Annotated in this window: 15 protein-coding genes; 5 read left to right on the top strand and 10 right to left on the bottom strand. The window is 65.1% G+C overall.

Annotated elements, in window-relative coordinates; genetic code table 11:
- The first annotated feature begins 4 nt into the window (after positions 1–4).
- Positions 5–952: a hydroxymethylglutaryl-CoA lyase-like TIM-barrel protein gene (locus tag E2I15_RS30130; RefSeq protein WP_137478351.1), complete on the top strand. Its 948-nt coding sequence runs from the start codon at positions 5–7 to the stop codon at positions 950–952.
- A 113-nt stretch (positions 953–1065) separates the two neighbouring features.
- On the opposite strand, the gene nikR is transcribed toward E2I15_RS30130, so the two are convergent.
- Positions 1066–1503: a nickel-responsive transcriptional regulator NikR gene (gene nikR / locus E2I15_RS30125; protein ID WP_137478352.1), complete on the bottom strand. Its 438-nt coding sequence runs from the start codon at positions 1501–1503 to the stop codon at positions 1066–1068.
- A gap of 146 nt (positions 1504–1649) precedes the next feature.
- On the opposite strand from nikR, the gene E2I15_RS30120 reads away from it, so the two are divergent.
- Entirely contained in the window at positions 1650–3854 is a 2205-nt protein-coding gene (locus E2I15_RS30120) for a TonB-dependent receptor (RefSeq protein ID WP_422109830.1), read from the top strand.
- A 3-nt stretch (positions 3855–3857) separates the two neighbouring features.
- Here the strand turns inward: E2I15_RS30120 and E2I15_RS30115 are convergent, their stop codons facing one another.
- Positions 3858–4739 (bottom strand): YiiX/YebB-like N1pC/P60 family cysteine hydrolase, encoded by an 882-nt coding sequence (locus E2I15_RS30115; RefSeq protein ID WP_246668012.1) that lies wholly within the window; start codon positions 4737–4739, stop codon positions 3858–3860.
- A 199-nt stretch (positions 4740–4938) separates the two neighbouring features.
- Here E2I15_RS30115 and E2I15_RS30110 point away from each other — a divergent pair, with 199 nt between their 5' ends.
- Complete coding sequence (locus tag E2I15_RS30110; RefSeq protein ID WP_137478354.1) at positions 4939–6348, top strand: flavin monoamine oxidase family protein; 1410 nt, start codon at positions 4939–4941, stop codon at positions 6346–6348.
- A gap of 395 nt (positions 6349–6743) precedes the next feature.
- Here E2I15_RS30110 and E2I15_RS30105 read toward each other — a convergent pair whose 3' ends face one another.
- The 5 genes from E2I15_RS30105 to pheS form a co-directional block, all read right to left on the bottom strand.
- Positions 6744–7688, bottom strand: coding sequence for an MBL fold metallo-hydrolase (locus tag E2I15_RS30105; protein WP_137478355.1), 945 nt, complete (start codon positions 7686–7688; stop codon positions 6744–6746).
- A gap of 33 nt (positions 7689–7721) precedes the next feature.
- Complete coding sequence (locus E2I15_RS30100) at positions 7722–8498, bottom strand: sulfite exporter TauE/SafE family protein (RefSeq protein WP_137478356.1); 777 nt, start codon at positions 8496–8498, stop codon at positions 7722–7724.
- 214 nt (positions 8499–8712) lie between these two features.
- Positions 8713–11121, bottom strand: a complete 2409-nt coding sequence (pheT, locus tag E2I15_RS30095; protein ID WP_137478357.1) for a phenylalanine--tRNA ligase subunit beta — start codon at positions 11119–11121, stop codon at positions 8713–8715.
- On the bottom strand, positions 11118–11552 hold the full coding sequence (locus E2I15_RS30090) for an endonuclease domain-containing protein (RefSeq protein WP_137478358.1): 435 nt from the start codon (positions 11550–11552) through the stop codon (positions 11118–11120). The genes pheT and E2I15_RS30090 overlap by 4 nt, the downstream gene beginning before the upstream one ends.
- A 191-nt stretch (positions 11553–11743) precedes the next feature.
- Positions 11744–12826: a phenylalanine--tRNA ligase subunit alpha gene (gene pheS / locus E2I15_RS30085; protein WP_137478359.1), complete on the bottom strand. Its 1083-nt coding sequence runs from the start codon at positions 12824–12826 to the stop codon at positions 11744–11746.
- Positions 12827–13033: 207 nt separating this feature from the next.
- Between pheS and E2I15_RS30080 the strand changes: the two genes are divergently transcribed.
- On the top strand, positions 13034–13444 hold the full coding sequence (locus E2I15_RS30080; protein ID WP_155262627.1) for a hypothetical protein: 411 nt from the start codon (positions 13034–13036) through the stop codon (positions 13442–13444).
- A 14-nt stretch (positions 13445–13458) separates the two neighbouring features.
- Here E2I15_RS30080 and rplT read toward each other — a convergent pair whose 3' ends face one another.
- The 3 genes from rplT to infC all read right to left on the bottom strand — a co-directional run bounded on the left by rplT (position 13459) and on the right by infC (position 14928).
- The gene (rplT, locus tag E2I15_RS30075) at positions 13459–13818 is read right to left on the bottom strand and encodes a 50S ribosomal protein L20 (protein WP_018269297.1); all 360 of its coding nucleotides are present in this window, start codon (positions 13816–13818) and stop codon (positions 13459–13461) included.
- 75 nt (positions 13819–13893) lie between these two features.
- A complete protein-coding gene (gene rpmI, locus E2I15_RS30070) occupies positions 13894–14094 on the bottom strand; it encodes a 50S ribosomal protein L35 (RefSeq protein ID WP_137478360.1) in 201 nt (66 codons plus the stop codon).
- Between the two features lie 294 nt (positions 14095–14388).
- The gene (infC, locus tag E2I15_RS30065) at positions 14389–14928 is read right to left on the bottom strand and encodes a translation initiation factor IF-3 (RefSeq protein ID WP_026192043.1); all 540 of its coding nucleotides are present in this window, start codon (positions 14926–14928) and stop codon (positions 14389–14391) included.
- A 229-nt stretch (positions 14929–15157) separates the two neighbouring features.
- Between infC and E2I15_RS30060 the strand changes: the two genes are divergently transcribed.
- The gene (locus E2I15_RS30060; protein WP_137478361.1) at positions 15158–15961 is read left to right on the top strand and encodes an alpha/beta hydrolase; all 804 of its coding nucleotides are present in this window, start codon (positions 15158–15160) and stop codon (positions 15959–15961) included.
- The last annotated feature ends 20 nt before the right edge of the window (positions 15962–15981 follow it).

Genomic DNA, 15981 nt, shown 5'->3' with positions numbered 1-15981 from the left:
TGACATGACCCGCGTCCACGACATCTACCCCCACGACAAGGTGAGCCTGCGCGAAGTCGGCCTGCGTGACGGCTTGCAGCTGGTGAAGACGTTCCCCTCGACCGCGGCGAAAGAGCGCTGGGTGCGCGACGAATATGCCGCGGGCGTCCGGCATTTCGAGGTCGGCTCGTTCCTGCCGGCCAAGACGTTTCCGCAATTCGTCGATGTCCGTGACGTTGTCGCCACCATTGCCGCGCTGCCCGGCGCGCATGGTGTCGCGCTGGCGCTGAATGAGCGCGGCGTCAACGAGGCGCTGGCCTCCGGCGTCGCCGAGATCGCCTCGGTGGTGTCGGCGACCGAGGAGCACAGCCAGGCCAATGCCAACCGCTCGCGCGAGTCGGCGATCGAGAACGTCAGGCGTCTCTGCGAGCTGCGCGATGCCAGCGCACACAAGCCGCTGGTCAATGCCGCGATCTCGATGGGGCTGGGCTGCTCGATCGTGGGTGCGGTCGATCCGAAGGAGGTGCTACGCCTCACCGAGAAGCTCTACGAGGTCGGCGTCGACATGGTCGCGATTGCGGACACGGTGGGTTATGCCGGGCCGAAGCAGGTCGGCGAGCTGACGCGCGGCGCGGTGAAGATCGCGGGATCGAAGCCGGTCTGCGTGCATCTGCACGACACCCGCGGCATGGGTATCGCGAATGCGTCCGCCGCGCTCGATGAGGGTGCCCGCGTTCTCGACGGCTCGCTCGGCGGCCTCGGCGGCTGCCCGTTCGCGCCGGGCGCCACCGGCAATGTCGTGTTCGAGGACCTCGTCTTCCTCTGCGAGAGCAAGGGATTTCCAACCGGCATCGATCTCGATCGTCTGGTCGCGGTGCGCGCGATCCTGAAATCCGAGATGCCGAACGAGGCGCTCTATGGCGGCCTCGCCCGCGCCGGCCTGCCGCGCGGCACCAAGGCGAGGGCGGCGTAGCGTATTCATTGCGTAGCCCGGATGGAGCGAAGCGAATTCCGGGAAGCTCTGTCCGCGGGCGCGAGGCCCCGGATTGCGCTGCGCTCCATCCGGGCTACGAAAACGACACGCTCTCAATCATGTCCATGCCCGCGCTTGCGCGGCTTCTTGTCTAGGGCGGTCGGGATCATCACGACGCGGCCGTAGCGCACGCCGCGTTCGGCGATGACGTGATCGGCGAGGTGCCGCACCTCGCTGCTCGCGCCCTTCAGCGCCGTCACCTCCATGCAGCTGTCGTCGTCGAGATGGACGTGCAGCGTCGCCAGCGACAGGTCGTGATGGCCGTGGAAATTCTGCACCAGCCGCTTCGACAGATCGCGCGCGGCGTGGTCGTAGACATAGACCAGCGCGGCGACGCATTGTCCTGACGGTGCGTTCTCCGCGCTCTGCTGCAAGCCGGCGCGTGCGAGATCGCGGATGATCTCGGAGCGGTTCTGATAGCCGCGCGCCTCGGCGGCGGCGTCGATCTCCGCGAGCAGGTCATCCTCGATGGTGATGGTGATGCGTTGCATGGATTATCCGTGGGGGCTCGATTGTCCGGCGGTATGACATTTTTCTTGTAACGTCATACTGTGCTTGCTAGGGTCGCTTTGCCGGGTTGGTTGGACTGGTGCGGTCGTCGCGTGACTGTAACAGGTATCATGCGGGGGCATGCGCGTTGCGTCGTACTGCATGGCGGATATTTCCCGCCGCCGCATCCATTGCAGCATTGGCGCCGGTTGCCGAAGCGCAGACGCTTCCTCCCGCGCCGGGGCAGTTGCCGCCGGTGACGGTGACGTCGCCCGATCAGGCGCCACCCAAGCACGCCAGACCGTCGCAGCGTCCGCGCCATGTCACCGCCGGCGGCCGGAAGCCCGCCGCGCCGCAACCGAGCCAGCCCACCACTGCGAGCGACGGAATCACCGGCGGCTCGGCGGCGGTGTTCGCGTCCGATCTGCAACCGACCGCCGCCAGCGCGCGGCAGATCAGCGGCGAGGAAGTGAATGCGCGGCCGGTCGCGCGCGTCGGCGAAGTGCTCGAGGCGGTGCCGGGCCTGATCGTCACCCAGCATTCCGGCGAGGGCAAAGCCAATCAATATTTTCTGCGCGGCTTCAACCTCGATCACGGCACTGATCTGGCCATCACCGTCGACGGCATGCCGGTCAACATGCCGACCCATGGTCACGGCCAAGGCTATGCCGATATCAATTTCCTGATCCCGGAACTGATCCGGTCGATGGACGTCCGCAAGGGTCCCTACTACGCGGACAAGGGCGACTTCGCTTCCGCCGGCGCGGTCGACATCAATTATCTGAATGGACTGCCGAAGAACATCGCCGAGCTGACCGTCGGCAGCTTCGGCTATCAGCGCGCGATGGCAGCTGGCTCGGCCAGGGCCGGCGATGGAACGCTGCTTGCGGCCTTCGAGGCCAACAAATACAACGGCCCGTGGGACGTGCCGGACGACATCCGCAAGCTCAACGGCGTGCTGCGCTACAGCCAGGGCACCGCGACCGACGGCTTCTCGCTGACGGCGATGGCCTATTCCAATGGCTGGAACTCGACCGACCAGGTCGCGCAGCGCGCGATCGACCAGGAATTGATCGACCGTTACGGTTCGCTCAATCCGACCGGCGGCGGCACCTCGAGCCGCTTCAGCCTGTCCGGCAATTGGGCGCAGTCCAGCGACTACGGGCAGAGCATGCTCAACGCCTATGTGATCCGCTCGTCGCTGCAGCTCTATAACGACTTCACCTATTTCCTCGACGACCCCGTCAATGGCGACCAGTTCAGCCAGACCGACAAGCGCACCGTCTACGGCCTCGACGCCAGCCATGCCTTCGACTTTCGCTTCGCCGGCGTCGAGACCCAGACCCGGGTCGGCGTGCAGACCCGCTACGACGACATCAATCTCGGCCTTTTCAAGACCGCGCAGCGCGAGATCCTGTCCACCGTGCGCAACGACCAGGTGCAGGAGGGCAGCGTCGCGCTGTGGGCCGATACCACCGCACGCTGGACCGACTGGCTGCGCACCACGGTCGGCATCCGCGAGGATTATTTCACCGGCCACGTGCTGAGCGACACGCCGCAGAATTCCGGCAACGCGCAGGCGGCGATGACGAGCCCGAAGGCCGGCATCGTGCTCGGCCCCTGGGCCAAGACCGAGTTCTACGGCAATGCCGGCTTCGGCCTGCATTCCAACGACATCAGGGGCGCGACCATCACCGTCGATCCCAACGACAAGATGACGCCGCTCGATCGCGTGCCGCTGCTGGTGCGCTCGAAGGGCGCCGAGTTCGGCATCCGCACCAGGGCGGTCGACGGCCTTACCTCGTCGCTTGCCGTGTTCGTGCTCGACTTCGATTCCGAGCTGCTGTTCGTCGGCGATGCCGGTACCACCGAACCGAGCCGGCCGAGCCGGCGGGTCGGCGTCGAGTGGACCAACCAGTACAGGCTGCTGCCGTGGATGAGTCTTGATTTCGATCTCGCCTACACCCACGCGCGCTTCACGGATGTCGATCCGGCCGGCAATTTCATTCCCGGCGCACCGGCCTGGGTCGCCAGCGGCGGCGTCACCTTCGGCCGCAACACCGGCTGGTTCGGCAGCCTGCGCGCCCGCTATTTCGGCCCGCGCCCGCTGATCGAGGACGACAGCGTGCGGTCGCTGTCGTCCTTCATCGTCAACGCCCGCGCCGGCTACAAATTCGACAACGGCATGCGGCTACAGCTCGACATCCTCAATCTCTTCAACGCGCAAACCAACCAGATCGAATACTACTATTTGTCGCGGCTGCCGGGCGAACCGATCGATGGCGTCGCCGACCGCCATGTGCATCCCGCCGAGCCGCTTGCCGTTCGGCTGACGCTTGCGGCGACTTTCTGATCGTCACACCTGCGCGCGACCTTCCGCGGTCATTTCCGCAACCGGAAGCGCCTTCTCTTTGTCAGTCGCTTCAGGAACAAGCGGCGGCGACTTATGTTCTGGAAACACACCGAATTCGCCGGCTACCTCCTGGAGCGGCTTCTGCTTGTCGGCCCAGTGCAGGGCCGTGTAGTCGAAACCGTGCACGATGGTGGGTTTGACGACTTCGAAATAGGGCGAGATGTCGAAGTCGCGCGGCATGTAGAGCGAGGAATCGCGGATATGCAGGATCTCGCGGCGCGCCTTGCGGCTGGCGGCGCGCGTGATCTTGGGCAGGATCGGATAGCGCACGGCGTCGAACGCCTGCGCGATCAGCGCCGAGCAGATGATCTTGGTCGGATCGCCGGAGCCGAACGCGATCATGCGGCGGCGCCAGCGCTGCGGGATCGGCAGCGGAAACAGATAGCGCGCGAGATCGACGATGTTCTTGGTGTCGTAGCCGAAGCCGATGCGGTTGATGGCGTAGCGGCACACCGTGGTGCGGTCCTCGAACGACAGGCCGACTGGACGGCAGAGGCGGGTGTGATAGGCGAGATATTTCGACAACGGCGCGGAGGTCACGCCTTCGCCGATATTGGCCTCGATCAGCACATGCTGTTCGCCGTCAGGCTCAAACGCGCCGTCGATCGGCCCGACAAACAGTGCGGCGTGCGACCAGGTCGACTGCGTGAGGTATTTGATGATGCCGGAAATCCGGTTGTTGCCTTCGACCAGCAGCACATCGCCGGGCTGCATGATGCTCCGCAGATGGTCCGGATCGCTCGGCGTGAACGGCTCGTAACCGGGGACTTCCTTTTGCAGGTACCCCGCGATCCATTTACCGACGGTATCGAGCATTACGCCCATGGATTCCCCCCAGCGGTTCTATGACCGCTTGTGTTTCACTTAATCATGGTCGCAAGCTGTTGCAATTTAGTTCATGCCAGCGGCGGATCAATCATGATTGATTTACCATGATGGTTGCTGCGGTCGGTGAGATGCGGCACAGTTCGCGAAGCGTTCCCGTTCTCCGCAAGTCCTCGGAAACCATGCCAGAAGCTATGTCATGACAGTGACCCGCCGCGATTTCCTGTCGGCGTCCGCAGCTTTCGCGCTGGTGCCCGCGCTTGGCGGCCGGGTGCTTGCCGCGCCGCCGCCGCGCGAGGCCGACGTCGTCGTGATCGGGGCGGGTGCCGCAGGCATCGCTGCGGCGCGACGGATCGTTGCCGCAAACCGCAAGGTGATCGTGGTGGAGGCGGCCGGCCAGGTCGGCGGTCGCTGCCAGACCGACGCGTCGACATTCGGTGTGCCGTTCGACCGCGGCGCGCGCTGGATGCACAATCCCGAAACCAATCCGATGATCCGGCTGGCTCGCGCCGCGGGCCTCGACATCGTCACGGCCCCCGCGGGCCAGAAGATCCGGATCGGCCGGCGCTACGCCCGTCCCGGCGAGACCGAGGAGTTTTTGGCGGCGCTGGTGCGCGCCAATCGCGCCATCGACGACGCTGCGCGCAAGGCCGATGTCGCCTGCGCTGCTGTGATGCCGAAGGACCTCGGCGATTGGGCCGGCACCGCGGAATTCCTGCTCGGGCCCAATTTCTGCGGCAAAGATCTGAAGGATCTTTCCGCGGTCGACAAGGTGCGCGCGCAGGATCGGAACACCGCGATCGCCTGCCGGCAGGGGCTCGGCGCGCTGATCGCGAAGCTCGGTGAGGGACTGCCGCTGGCGCTGTCGACGCCGGCGCAGCGCATCCTGTGGAGCAATCGCGACGTCATGGTCGAGACGCCCTCCGGCAAGATCACCGCGCGCGCCGCCATCGTCACGGTGTCGAGCAACGTGCTTGCGAACGGCAACATCAAGTTCGCGCCCGAGCTCCCGAAGCGCGCGCTCGATGCCGCCGCCAAGCTCAGCCTCGGCAGCTACGATCGCATTGCATTGCAGATCCCCGGCAATCCGCTCGGGCTGTCGCGCGATGATGTCATCATCGAGCAGAGCAACTCGACCAAGACGGCACTGCTCTACGGCAATATCGCGGGCTCCTCGCTGTGCACCATCGACGTCGCGGGCTCGTTCGGCCGCGACCTGTCGGCGCAGGGCGAGCAGGCGATGTCGGCTTTCGCGGTGGAGTGGCTGACCAAGCTTTATGGCAGCGAGGTCGGCGCCACCGTGAAGCAGACCAGCGCGACGCGCTGGAATGCACAGCCCTTCATTATGGGTGCGATGTCGGCCGCGGCCCCCGGCGCACAATTCTCCCGCCGGATCCTGTCCGAGCCGATCGGCGCGATGTATCTCGCGGGTGAGGCCACGCATGAAACGCTGTGGGGCACGATCGACGGCGCCTGGGACAGTGGCGAACGCGCCGCCGACGCCGCGCTGCGCAGGATCGGCGGGGTGAAGGAAGCGACACCGGCGCCGGCAGCGCCCGCAGCAAAACACAAGCGCCGTACGCCTCGATCGGCCGGGCCGATGAATTGACGGTCAGGTGAGGTGACAGTTGAGCGTAGCCGGCCTTACCGTCGTGTGTGCGATGATTTGATTTGCTGGCGAGTGCTGCCGCACAATAAGTGTCGTCCCTGCGAAAGCAGGGACCCATACGCCGCAGCAGATGTTGTGATCGGAACTCGTCGTTCCACCATCGTTCACCAATAACCACTCGTGGTTATGGATCCCTGCTTTCGCAGGGACGACACCGAGGATGTTGCACGGCCGGTGGTCATGAATCCGCATCTCGCGACATGATTTGTCCGAGTTTTGCATTTCGTTCCACCCTCTCCGTTAGCAGAGGGCGCAGGGAAAGCCGGGCGCCGACGGAAGGCTTCCCCGCAAGGGGAGGGAGTCTGAACAATGTGCTTGCCTTGCCGCGTGCCCCTTTACACCGGCAGCTTCAGCTCCATCAGATCCTTGGCCACCACGATGCGGCCGGAATAGTTCTTCTTCACGTTCCGGGTCCAGTCATCGTCGGTGACCTGCCGATCGTCGCCGGGGACGAAGTGGCTGAGCACCAGCGTCTTCACGCCGGCAGCGGCGGCGATGCGGCCGACGTCCTCGGTCGAGGTGTGGCTGTCGAGCAGATGCTTCTTCAGCGTGGCGCCGTTCTTGGTCGTGGCGACCAGGCGATCGACCGCGGGGACGTAGAGACATTCGTGCACCAGCACGTCGGCGCCCTTGGCAAACTCGGCGAGCTTCGGGTTGTAGGCGGTGTCGCTGGAGAACACGATGGTGCCGTCCGGGGTCTCGAACTTGTAGGCGAAATTATCCGTGATCGGCGGATGCGGCGTGCGGAACGCGGTCACGGTGACATCCGATGTCTTCAGCACCACGCCGTCGTCGCTGATGTCTTTCGCGATCAGCAGCTTGCGGGGATCGGGCCGGCCTTCGTCCTCGATCCGGGTCTCGACGTCGAACTTATTCAGCTCCCAATATTCCCTGGTCATCGCCTCGATGCCCTTGGGGCCGAACGAATGGATCGGCGTCGAGAGGCCGGCTGCCCAGGCGTTGTAGAACAGATTGCCGTATTCCAGATTGTGATCGGAGTGATGATGGCTGATGAAGATGTACTTGACCTGCGGGATCGGCACGCCCGCGCGCACGAGCTGGCGGCTGACGCCCATGCCGCAATCGATCACGAACGGGGTATCGTCGACGACGACGAGATTGGCGGGGTTCGAAGCGCCGATGCCGACGCGCGGTCCGCCCTTGGTGCCGAGGAACACGATGCGGGTCCGTGCCTTGTCGGTTTGCGCGCGCACGTGAGGCGCTGCGAGCACGGCGGCGCTGCCGAGCGCCAGTTTCAATGCATTGCGGCGATCGATCATCGGTGTCTCCCTGGTCTTTTGAGTGCTGCGACCCTAGCCGCCGCGCAAGATGCCATCAAGCGCCGGCAGTCCGACGATGACGGCCGCGGCGATCAGCGCGTAGCAGATCGCGCGAAACACCTTTTCGCTCGCCTTGCCGAACAGTGCGGCGCCGAACCAGACGCCGATGCCGTAGATCGGGCCGACGATCAGCGAGAACTTGACCGACTCGATCGTGATCAAGCCGGTGAACCAGTAGCTGACCAGCGAGAAGAAATCCGAGGCGCCGAAGAACAGCACGATGTTGGCGCGCGAGATCACCGACGAGATCGGGCGTCCCAGCCAGTAGGCGACGATCGGCGGGCCGCCGGTCTGCGCGAGGCCGCTGCAGAAGCCGGAGAGGCCGCCGACGCCGACGGAGAGGGCGACGTGCTCCTTGCCGTGATAGCGCCAGCCCGACAGCAGCAGTGCGAGCAGCGCCGCGACGAAGCACGAGATGATCCCGCGCGTGGTGACAGGCTCAAGCACGGTCAGGAAATAGGTGCCGATGGGAACGCCGACCAGCGCGCCGGCGACCATGACTGCGGTCGCCTTGCGATCGGCGTGGGTCCAGGCGTTCGGCAGCAACGGCGTGGCGGCGATGAAGTCGATGACGAGCAGCAGCGCCGCCACCAGCCGCGGCGCCGCGACGCTGCTCGCGAGCGGCATGAAGATCAGCGCCGAGCCGAAGCCGGAGAAACCGCGCGCCGTCCCCGACACGAAGGCGATCGAACAGATCGCGAGCGCGATGCTGGTCGAGATGTCGGAGGGGATCAGGCTGAAGGATGTCATGCGGGAGGCTGGAAGTGAGGTTCGATTTGCTGTCCGGCGTGCCCGCCCGCACTACTGTTCTAACGCAACTGCACTTCTGTCAGACCGTCATCCTGAGGTGCGAGCGGAGCGAGCCTCGAAGGATGCACGGCCACAGTCGGGCCGTCGACCCTTCGAGACGGCCGCTACGCGGCCTCCTCAGGGTGACGGCGCAATAAGCCGCCTGTGGCCTGCCTCACCCGCGCAGCGTGCCGCCGGTCTTCTTGGTCACCTCAGTGACGACCTTGGCCGCGACCGCGTCGATCTCCTGGTCGGTCATGGTCTTCTCGCGCGGCTGGATCGTTACCGCGATCGCGATCGACTTCTTGTCGGGATCGATGCCCTTGCCTTCGTAGACGTCGAACACGGTCACATCGGTGATCAGCTTCTTGTCGACATTCTGCGCCGCGCGGACGATGTCGCCCGCCTTGACGCTGCGATCGACGATGAAGGCGAAGTCGCGTGACACCGGCTGGAATGCCGAGAGCTCCAGCACCGGCTTGGCGCGCGTCGCCCGCTGCTTGCCTTGCGGGATGCGCTCGAGGATCACCTCGAACACGATCATCGGGCCGTCGGCGCCGAGCGCCTCGGCCGCACGCGGATGCAGCTCGCCGAAAGTGCCGAGCACGTTCTGCGGGCCGATCTGGATGGTGCCGGAGCGTCCCGTATGCAGCCAGGCCGGGCCGCCGGGGACGACCTGCAGCGCCTGCATCGGCGCGCCGGCGGCCGCCAGCACGGCGAAGGCGTCGGCCTTGGCATCCATCGCATCCGCTACAGCCGAGCCGGTCCAGTGCCGTCCGATCCCCTTCGACGAGGCGAAGCCATGGCGCACGCCGGAGGCGGACACCAGCTGATCCTCCGGTCCGTCGCCGCGGAACACCTGGCCGACCTCGAACAGCGCCACGTCAGGATAGCCGCGGTTGATATTGGCCTGAACGGCCGCGACGAGGCCGGGCACTAGGCTCGGCCGCATGTCGGAGAGATCGGCCGCGATCGGGTTGGCGAGCACGAGCTCGCTCTGGCCGCCGCCGAACAGTTTTGCCGCGTCATGGGTGATGAACGACCAGGTCACGGCTTCCACCATGCCACGCACGCCGAGCGCGCGCTTGGCGCGGCGGGTGCGCAGCTGCATCGGCGTCAGCACCGGCTTGCGCGGCTCCTCGCCGCGCTCGAACGGCGTCATCGGCACCTTGTCGACGCCGACGATGCGCACGATCTCCTCGACGATGTCGGCCTTGCCGTGCACGTCGGTGCGCCAGGACGGGATCGCGATCTTCACCACGGGGCCGTTGCCGGCCAGCATGAAGCCGAGCCGGGTGAGGATCAGCTTCACCTCGACCAGCGGCACCTCGATGCCGGCAAGACGCTTCACTTCACTGAGCGGGAAGTCGATGACGCGATCCTCGCCGAACTGCTTGCCGACCACTACGTTCTCGGACGGCGTGCCGCCGCACAGCTCCAGCACCAGTTTGGTCGCGAGCTCGAGCCCGGGCACCATGAAGGCCGGATCGACGCCGCGCTCGAAGCGATAGCGCGCGTCCGAATTGATGCCGAGCTTGCGGCCGGTCTGCGCGATGTTGATCTCATTCCAGAGCGCCGATTCGATCAGCACGTCGGTGGTGTTGTCGTCGCAGCCCGAGGCCTCGCCGCCCATGATGCCGGCGAGCGATTCGACGCCGTGCTCATCGGCAATCACGCAGATGTTGCTGTCGAGCGTGTAGGTGCGGCCGTCGAGCGCGAGCAGCGTCTCGCCGTCTTTGGCGCGGCGGACGGTGAGGTTGCCCTGCACCTTCTTGGCGTCGAACACGTGCAGCGGGCGGGCGCGGTCGTAGGTCATGAAGTTGGTGATGTCGACCAGCGCGTTGATCGGGCGCAGCCCGATCAAGGTCAGCCGCTTCTGCAGCCATTCCGGCGACGGGCCGTTCTTCACGCCGCGCACCAGCCGCAGCGCGAAGCCCGGGCACAGCGTGGCGTCTTCCACCTTGACCTGAACCGGGCAGGGGAATTCGCCCTTGATCGGCTTGATGCCGGGGTCTTTGAACTTGCCCATGTCGGCGGCGGACAGATCGCGCGCGATGCCGTGCACGCCGGTGCAGTCCTGCCGGTTCGGCGTCAGATTGATCTCGATGGTGGGATCGCCGAGCCCGGCCCAGTCGGCATAGCCCTTGCCGAGCGGCGCGTCCGCCGGCAGCTCCATGATGCCGTCGTGGTCCTCGGAGATCTGCAACTCGGCCGCCGAGCACAGCATGCCGCGGCTCTCGACGCCGCGGATGGTGCCGACGCCGAGCGTGATGTTCTTGCCGGGGATGTAGGTGCCGGGCGGCGAGAACACGCTGATCAGCCCGGCACGCGCATTCGGCGCACCGCACACCACCTGCACCGGCTCAGCCCCGTCGCCGGTGTCGACCATGCAGACGCGCAGCCGGTCCGCATTCGGATGCTGCTCGGCCGAGATCACGCGCGCGATGGTGAACGGCGCGAGCGCCTTCGCCTTGTCCTCGATGTTCTCGACCTCGAGCCCGATCATGGTGAGCTTGTCGGCGAGCTTGTCGAGCGGCTCGTCGGTCTCGAGATGTTCCTTCAGCCAGGAGAGGGTGAACTTCATGACGATGATTTCTCTTGTCCCCTCTCCCGCTTGCGGGGGAGGGTTAGGGTGGGGGCTCTCTCCGCGATGGCAGCGGCGATTGTTTCAAGGACGCCTGCACGATTTGTCATGACGTCGAGATTGCTGAAGCGAAGGACTTTGAAGCCTTTGGTCTCAATGACGGCTGAGCGTGCGGTATCGGCGCGTTCGCCTTCGTCCGAAAAGTGCTGACCGCCGTCGAGCTTGATCACAAGCTTTGCCGCGTGGCAGACGAAGTCGGCAATGTAGTTGTCGATCGGCACCTGACGACGGATGGTTGCACCGTTCGGGCGATTGCTGCGCAGCTCCGACCAGAGGATGCGCTCCGCATCAGTCAAGTTACGTCTGAGCGCACGCGCATTTGCGCGCGGTCGAGTGGATACCTTCCAGTCCGGATGGTCAGGATCGACCATAAGCAAGCCCGGTGCTGAGAGACCCCCACCCCAGCCCTCCCCCGCAAGCGGGAGAGGGAGTTCGACTGCTCGCGGTGAGGGGGTTTTCGTGTCCATTCGAGACCGGTGAGCACACTCCATCCATTCCCTCTCCCGCTTGCGGGGGAGGGGCAGGGTGGGGGCTCGTGCCGCATCGGGGCACTCAACGAGACTCACGTACTCAGCCCTCCCGCGATCGACGGGATGTCGAGCGGCTTGAAGCCGTAGTGGCTGAGCCAGCGCACGTCGCTGTCGAACAATTGGCGCAGGTCGGCGATGCCGTATTTCAGCATCGCGATGCGGTCGATGCCCATGCCCCAGGCAAAACCCTGGTAAACGTCGGGATCGAGGCCGCAGGCGCGCAGCACGTTGGGGTGCACCATGCCGCAGCCGAGAATCTCCAGCCAGTCCTCGCCCTCTCCGAAGCGGATCTCGCCCTTGTCGCGTCGGCACTGGATGTCGACCTCGAGCGACGGCTCGGTGAATGGGAAGAACGACGGCCGGAACCGCATGTTGATGTGGTCGACCTCGAAGAACGCCTTGCAGAACTCGTGCAGGATCCATTTGAGGTGGCCGAGATGCGAACCCTTGTCGATCACGAGGCCCTCGACCTGATGGAATTGCGGCGTGTGCGTCGCGTCAGAATCGATGCGATAGGTGCGGCCCGGGCAGATCACGCGGATCGGCGGCTGCTGGGTCAGCATGGTGCGCACCTGCACCGGCGAGGTGTGGGTCCGCAGCAGCATGCGCGAGCCGTCCTCCTTCGGGTTGAAGAAGAAGGTGTCGTGCATCTCGCGCGCTGGATGGCCTTCGGGGAAGTTCAGCTTGGTGAAGTTGTAGTCGTCGGTCTCGATGTCGGGACCTTCGGCGACCGCAAAGCCCATGTCGGCGAAGATTGTGGTGAGCTCGTCCCAGACCTGGCTCAGCGGATGGATGCGGCCGGTCTCGGCCGGCGTCTCGCGCAGCGGCAGCGTGACGTCGATGGTCTCGGCGGCGAGGCGCGCATCGAGCGCGGCCGCTTTCAGCACGTCGCGCCTGGCCGCGAGCGCCTGCGTCACCGCATCCTTTGCGAGGTTGATCTTCGCGCCCTCGGTCTTGCGCTCCTCCGGCGACATCTTGCCGAGGGTGGCGAGCAGGGCCGAGATCGAGCCCTTCTTGCCGAGAGCCGAGACGCGGACCGCCTCGAGGGCGGCCTCGTCGGCGGCTGAGGCGATCTGGTCGAGGATGGATTGTTCGAGCGTTGCGAGGTCGGACACGGTCAATTCCTGCGCTTGAGCGGAGCATGATCCGGTAGAAGTACCGCTACCCCAACCGGTACCATGCGCCAAAATTCGGCTGGGTTGTCGCCGCCCGAAGGCGGTAACGTCAAGCAAAAAGCCGGTCATTTCGGGCCGATGGCCGGCAGCATTGAACCCCGCGCGGAGGCCGGGCTACCCAAGGGGGAGTTCAAGGAGGCCCACGCGATGTTGCTGCGATCTTGCCTGGCCGTGCCGGCGGTGTTGTTGATGCTCACCACGGTGCATGCCGCGACCGAGGAATGTCCCGCCAAATCGACCCAGATGGACGACATCATCGCGGAGCTCGAGAAGGCGCCGAGCTGCAACCGCGCCATGAAGATCTTCGAGGCGTGCGAGTACGGCGCCAGCGGAGACGTCCAGTTCGGCACCGTGGTCGAGAAGAGGTGCGAGGGGGACTTCCTGTCCGGCCTCGGAGCGTCGCAGAAGAAGGCCTATGCCAGCCAGCTCAAGCGCTGCGACCACAAATACGACAACGAAAGCGGCACCATGTACCGCTCGTTCACGGCGTTCTGCCGGGCGATCGTCGCCCAGCGCTATTCGCAGAAGGCGCTGAAGGCGGGCCCCAAATCGCGTTAGGGCCGCCCGCTGGATCAGGCGGCCAGCGCAGCCTTGGCCTTTTCGGCGATCGCCTGGAACGCCACCGGCTCGTGGATCGCGAGATCCGACAGCACCTTGCGGTCGACGACGACGCCCGACTTGGAGAGGCCGTTGATGAACACGCTGTAGGTCATGCCGAACGGACGGACCGCGGCGTTGATGCGCTGGATCCAGAGTGCGCGGAAGGTGCGCTTCTTGCGCTTGCGGTCGCGGAAGGCGTACTGGCCGGCCTTTTCGACGGCCTGCTTGGCGACGCGGATGGTGTTCTTGCGGCGGCCGTAATAGCCCTTGGCGGCCTTGTAGACTTTCTTGTGCTTGGCGTGAGCGGTCACACCGCGTTTGACGCGAGACATGACGGAAATCCTTGATCTGGAAGAGGTGACGGGGCGCCGCGCAGTCGCGGCGAGGGTTCAAGCGGATCAGCGCGATCAGGTGTTCGGCAAGAAGTACTTCTTGACGTTGTCGCCGTCGGTCTTGAACAGCACGCGGGTGCCGCGCAGCTGACGGATCTGCTTCTTCGTCCGCTTGATCATGCCGTGGCGCTTGCCGCGCTGGGCGTGCATGACTTTGCCAGTGGCAGTCACCTTGAAGCGCTTTTTAGCGCCCGACTTGGTCTTCAACTTGGGCATTTGGCTCTCCTGTCGCACAGCACGAAAATCGCCCCGAGAGGCGTCCGGCCGGCTAAAATGCTCGTTAGAGCGTTGAAAGTGCTAAGGTTTTTTCCGAATTGAAAGAACCTGCACGAACCGTCGCCACGGCAGCCCTTGATCAGCCGGGCGGCGAAGGCCCGGCTTATGACAGAGGATCGGCGGTTTTGCAACGTTTGCGGCGGGAAATCGGGGTCGGAACCGGGCTACGGAAACGAAACAGCCCGCCAGATCGCCTGACGGGCCATTTCATTTCAACAAAGCGACAAATTCGAACTAGCGCGGCGCCAGCACCATCACGACCTGGCGGCCCTCGAACTTCGCGTCCTGCTCGACCTTGGCGAATTCGGCGACGTCGGCCTTCACCTTGTCCAACAGCTTGGTGCCGATCTCCTGGTGTGCCATCTCACGACCGCGGTAGCGCAAGGTGATCTTGACCTTGTCGCCTTCCTCGAAGAAGCGCTGCATCGCGCGCATCTTCACGTCGTAGTCGTGATCGTCGATCATCGGGCGGAGCTTGATCTCCTTGATCTCGACGACCTTCTGCTTCTTGCGAGCTTCGGCAGCCTTCTTCTGCGCGGAATACTTGTACTTCCCGTAGTCCATGATCTTGCAGACGGGAGGGCTGGTATTCGGCGAAATCTCGACGAGATCCATGCCGGCTTCCATGGCCATCTTGATGGCCACCATGGTTTCGACGGTGCCCTGATTGACACCCTCCGCATCGATCAGCTGGATCTGTGCGTTGCGAATCTCGTCATTGGTGCGCGGCCCTTCTTTGGCGACTGTGGGCGGGGCTCTATTGGGACGGCGAATGGGTAACTCTCCAAAGTTGTGAAAGGGAAGGCGGATATTTTGAAGCAAGATGCTGCGACGGGCAAGCGAACTCGCTTCTTTAAGCGGCAAAACCGCCAATTGCGAGGCATTTTGGCCACGCCCGGCACATATAGCGGGCGCGTCTGCTCCGCAAGGCGGGGCTTGCAGCCGTTGACCGCTGCCGTGCGACAATTGAAAAGCAGATGTCTGACACGCGAGTGACCGAACCATGAGCCAAACCGCCGCATCGGAACAGGAACCTGCCTTCATCGAGGTCGGCGAGGGCAGTGAAGCACGCCGGATCGCGGTGCGGGCCCGTGCCGGTGGCAGCCCGGGCTTGATCTGGCTCGGCGGTTTCAAGTCCGACATGACCGGCACCAAGGCGCTCGCGCTCGACGCATGGGCCGCCGAGCACGGCCGCGCCTGCGTCAGGTTCGACTATTCCGGCCATGGCGAATCCGGCGGCGAATTCGCCGACGGCACCATCGGCCGCTGGCTCGAGGAAAGCGTTGCGGTGTTTTCGCAGTTCTGCAGCGGGCCGCAGGTCGTGATCGGCTCCTCGATGGGCGGCTGGATGGCGCTGCTGCTCGCGCGCGAGATTGCCAAACGGGCCGATGCCGGCGGCGGCGGTGCTTCGCTTGCCGGCCTCGTGCTGATCGCGCCGGCACCGGACTTCACCGAGGAGCTGATGTGGAAGGCCTTCTCGCCGGAGGTCCGCGCCGAGATCGAGGCCAAGGGCATGTGGCTACGTCCGTCCGAATATGGCGACGGCACGCCCTATCCGATCACCCGCAACCTGATCGAGGAGGGCCGCAACCACCTGCTGCTCGGCAGCAAGATCGACGTCGGTTGCCCGGTGCGCATCCTGCAGGGCGCGCAGGATCCCGACGTGCCGTGGAAGCACGCCTTCGCGCTGGTGCACCGCCTGCCGGCCGAGGACGTCGTGCTGACCATGATCCAGGACGGCGATCACCGCCTGTCGCGTCCGCAGGACATCGCGCGGATCATCGCCGCGGTGGCGGAGATCGGCTAAGCTCCCTGCACAGGGAGAAG

Source organism: Bradyrhizobium sp. BR2003 (genome assembly GCF_009720285.1).
In the GTDB taxonomy this organism is placed as follows: domain Bacteria; phylum Pseudomonadota; class Alphaproteobacteria; order Rhizobiales; family Xanthobacteraceae; genus Bradyrhizobium; species Bradyrhizobium elkanii.
Note: the sequence above shows the minus strand (reverse complement) of the source record. Positions and strands in the feature narration are given on the sequence as shown.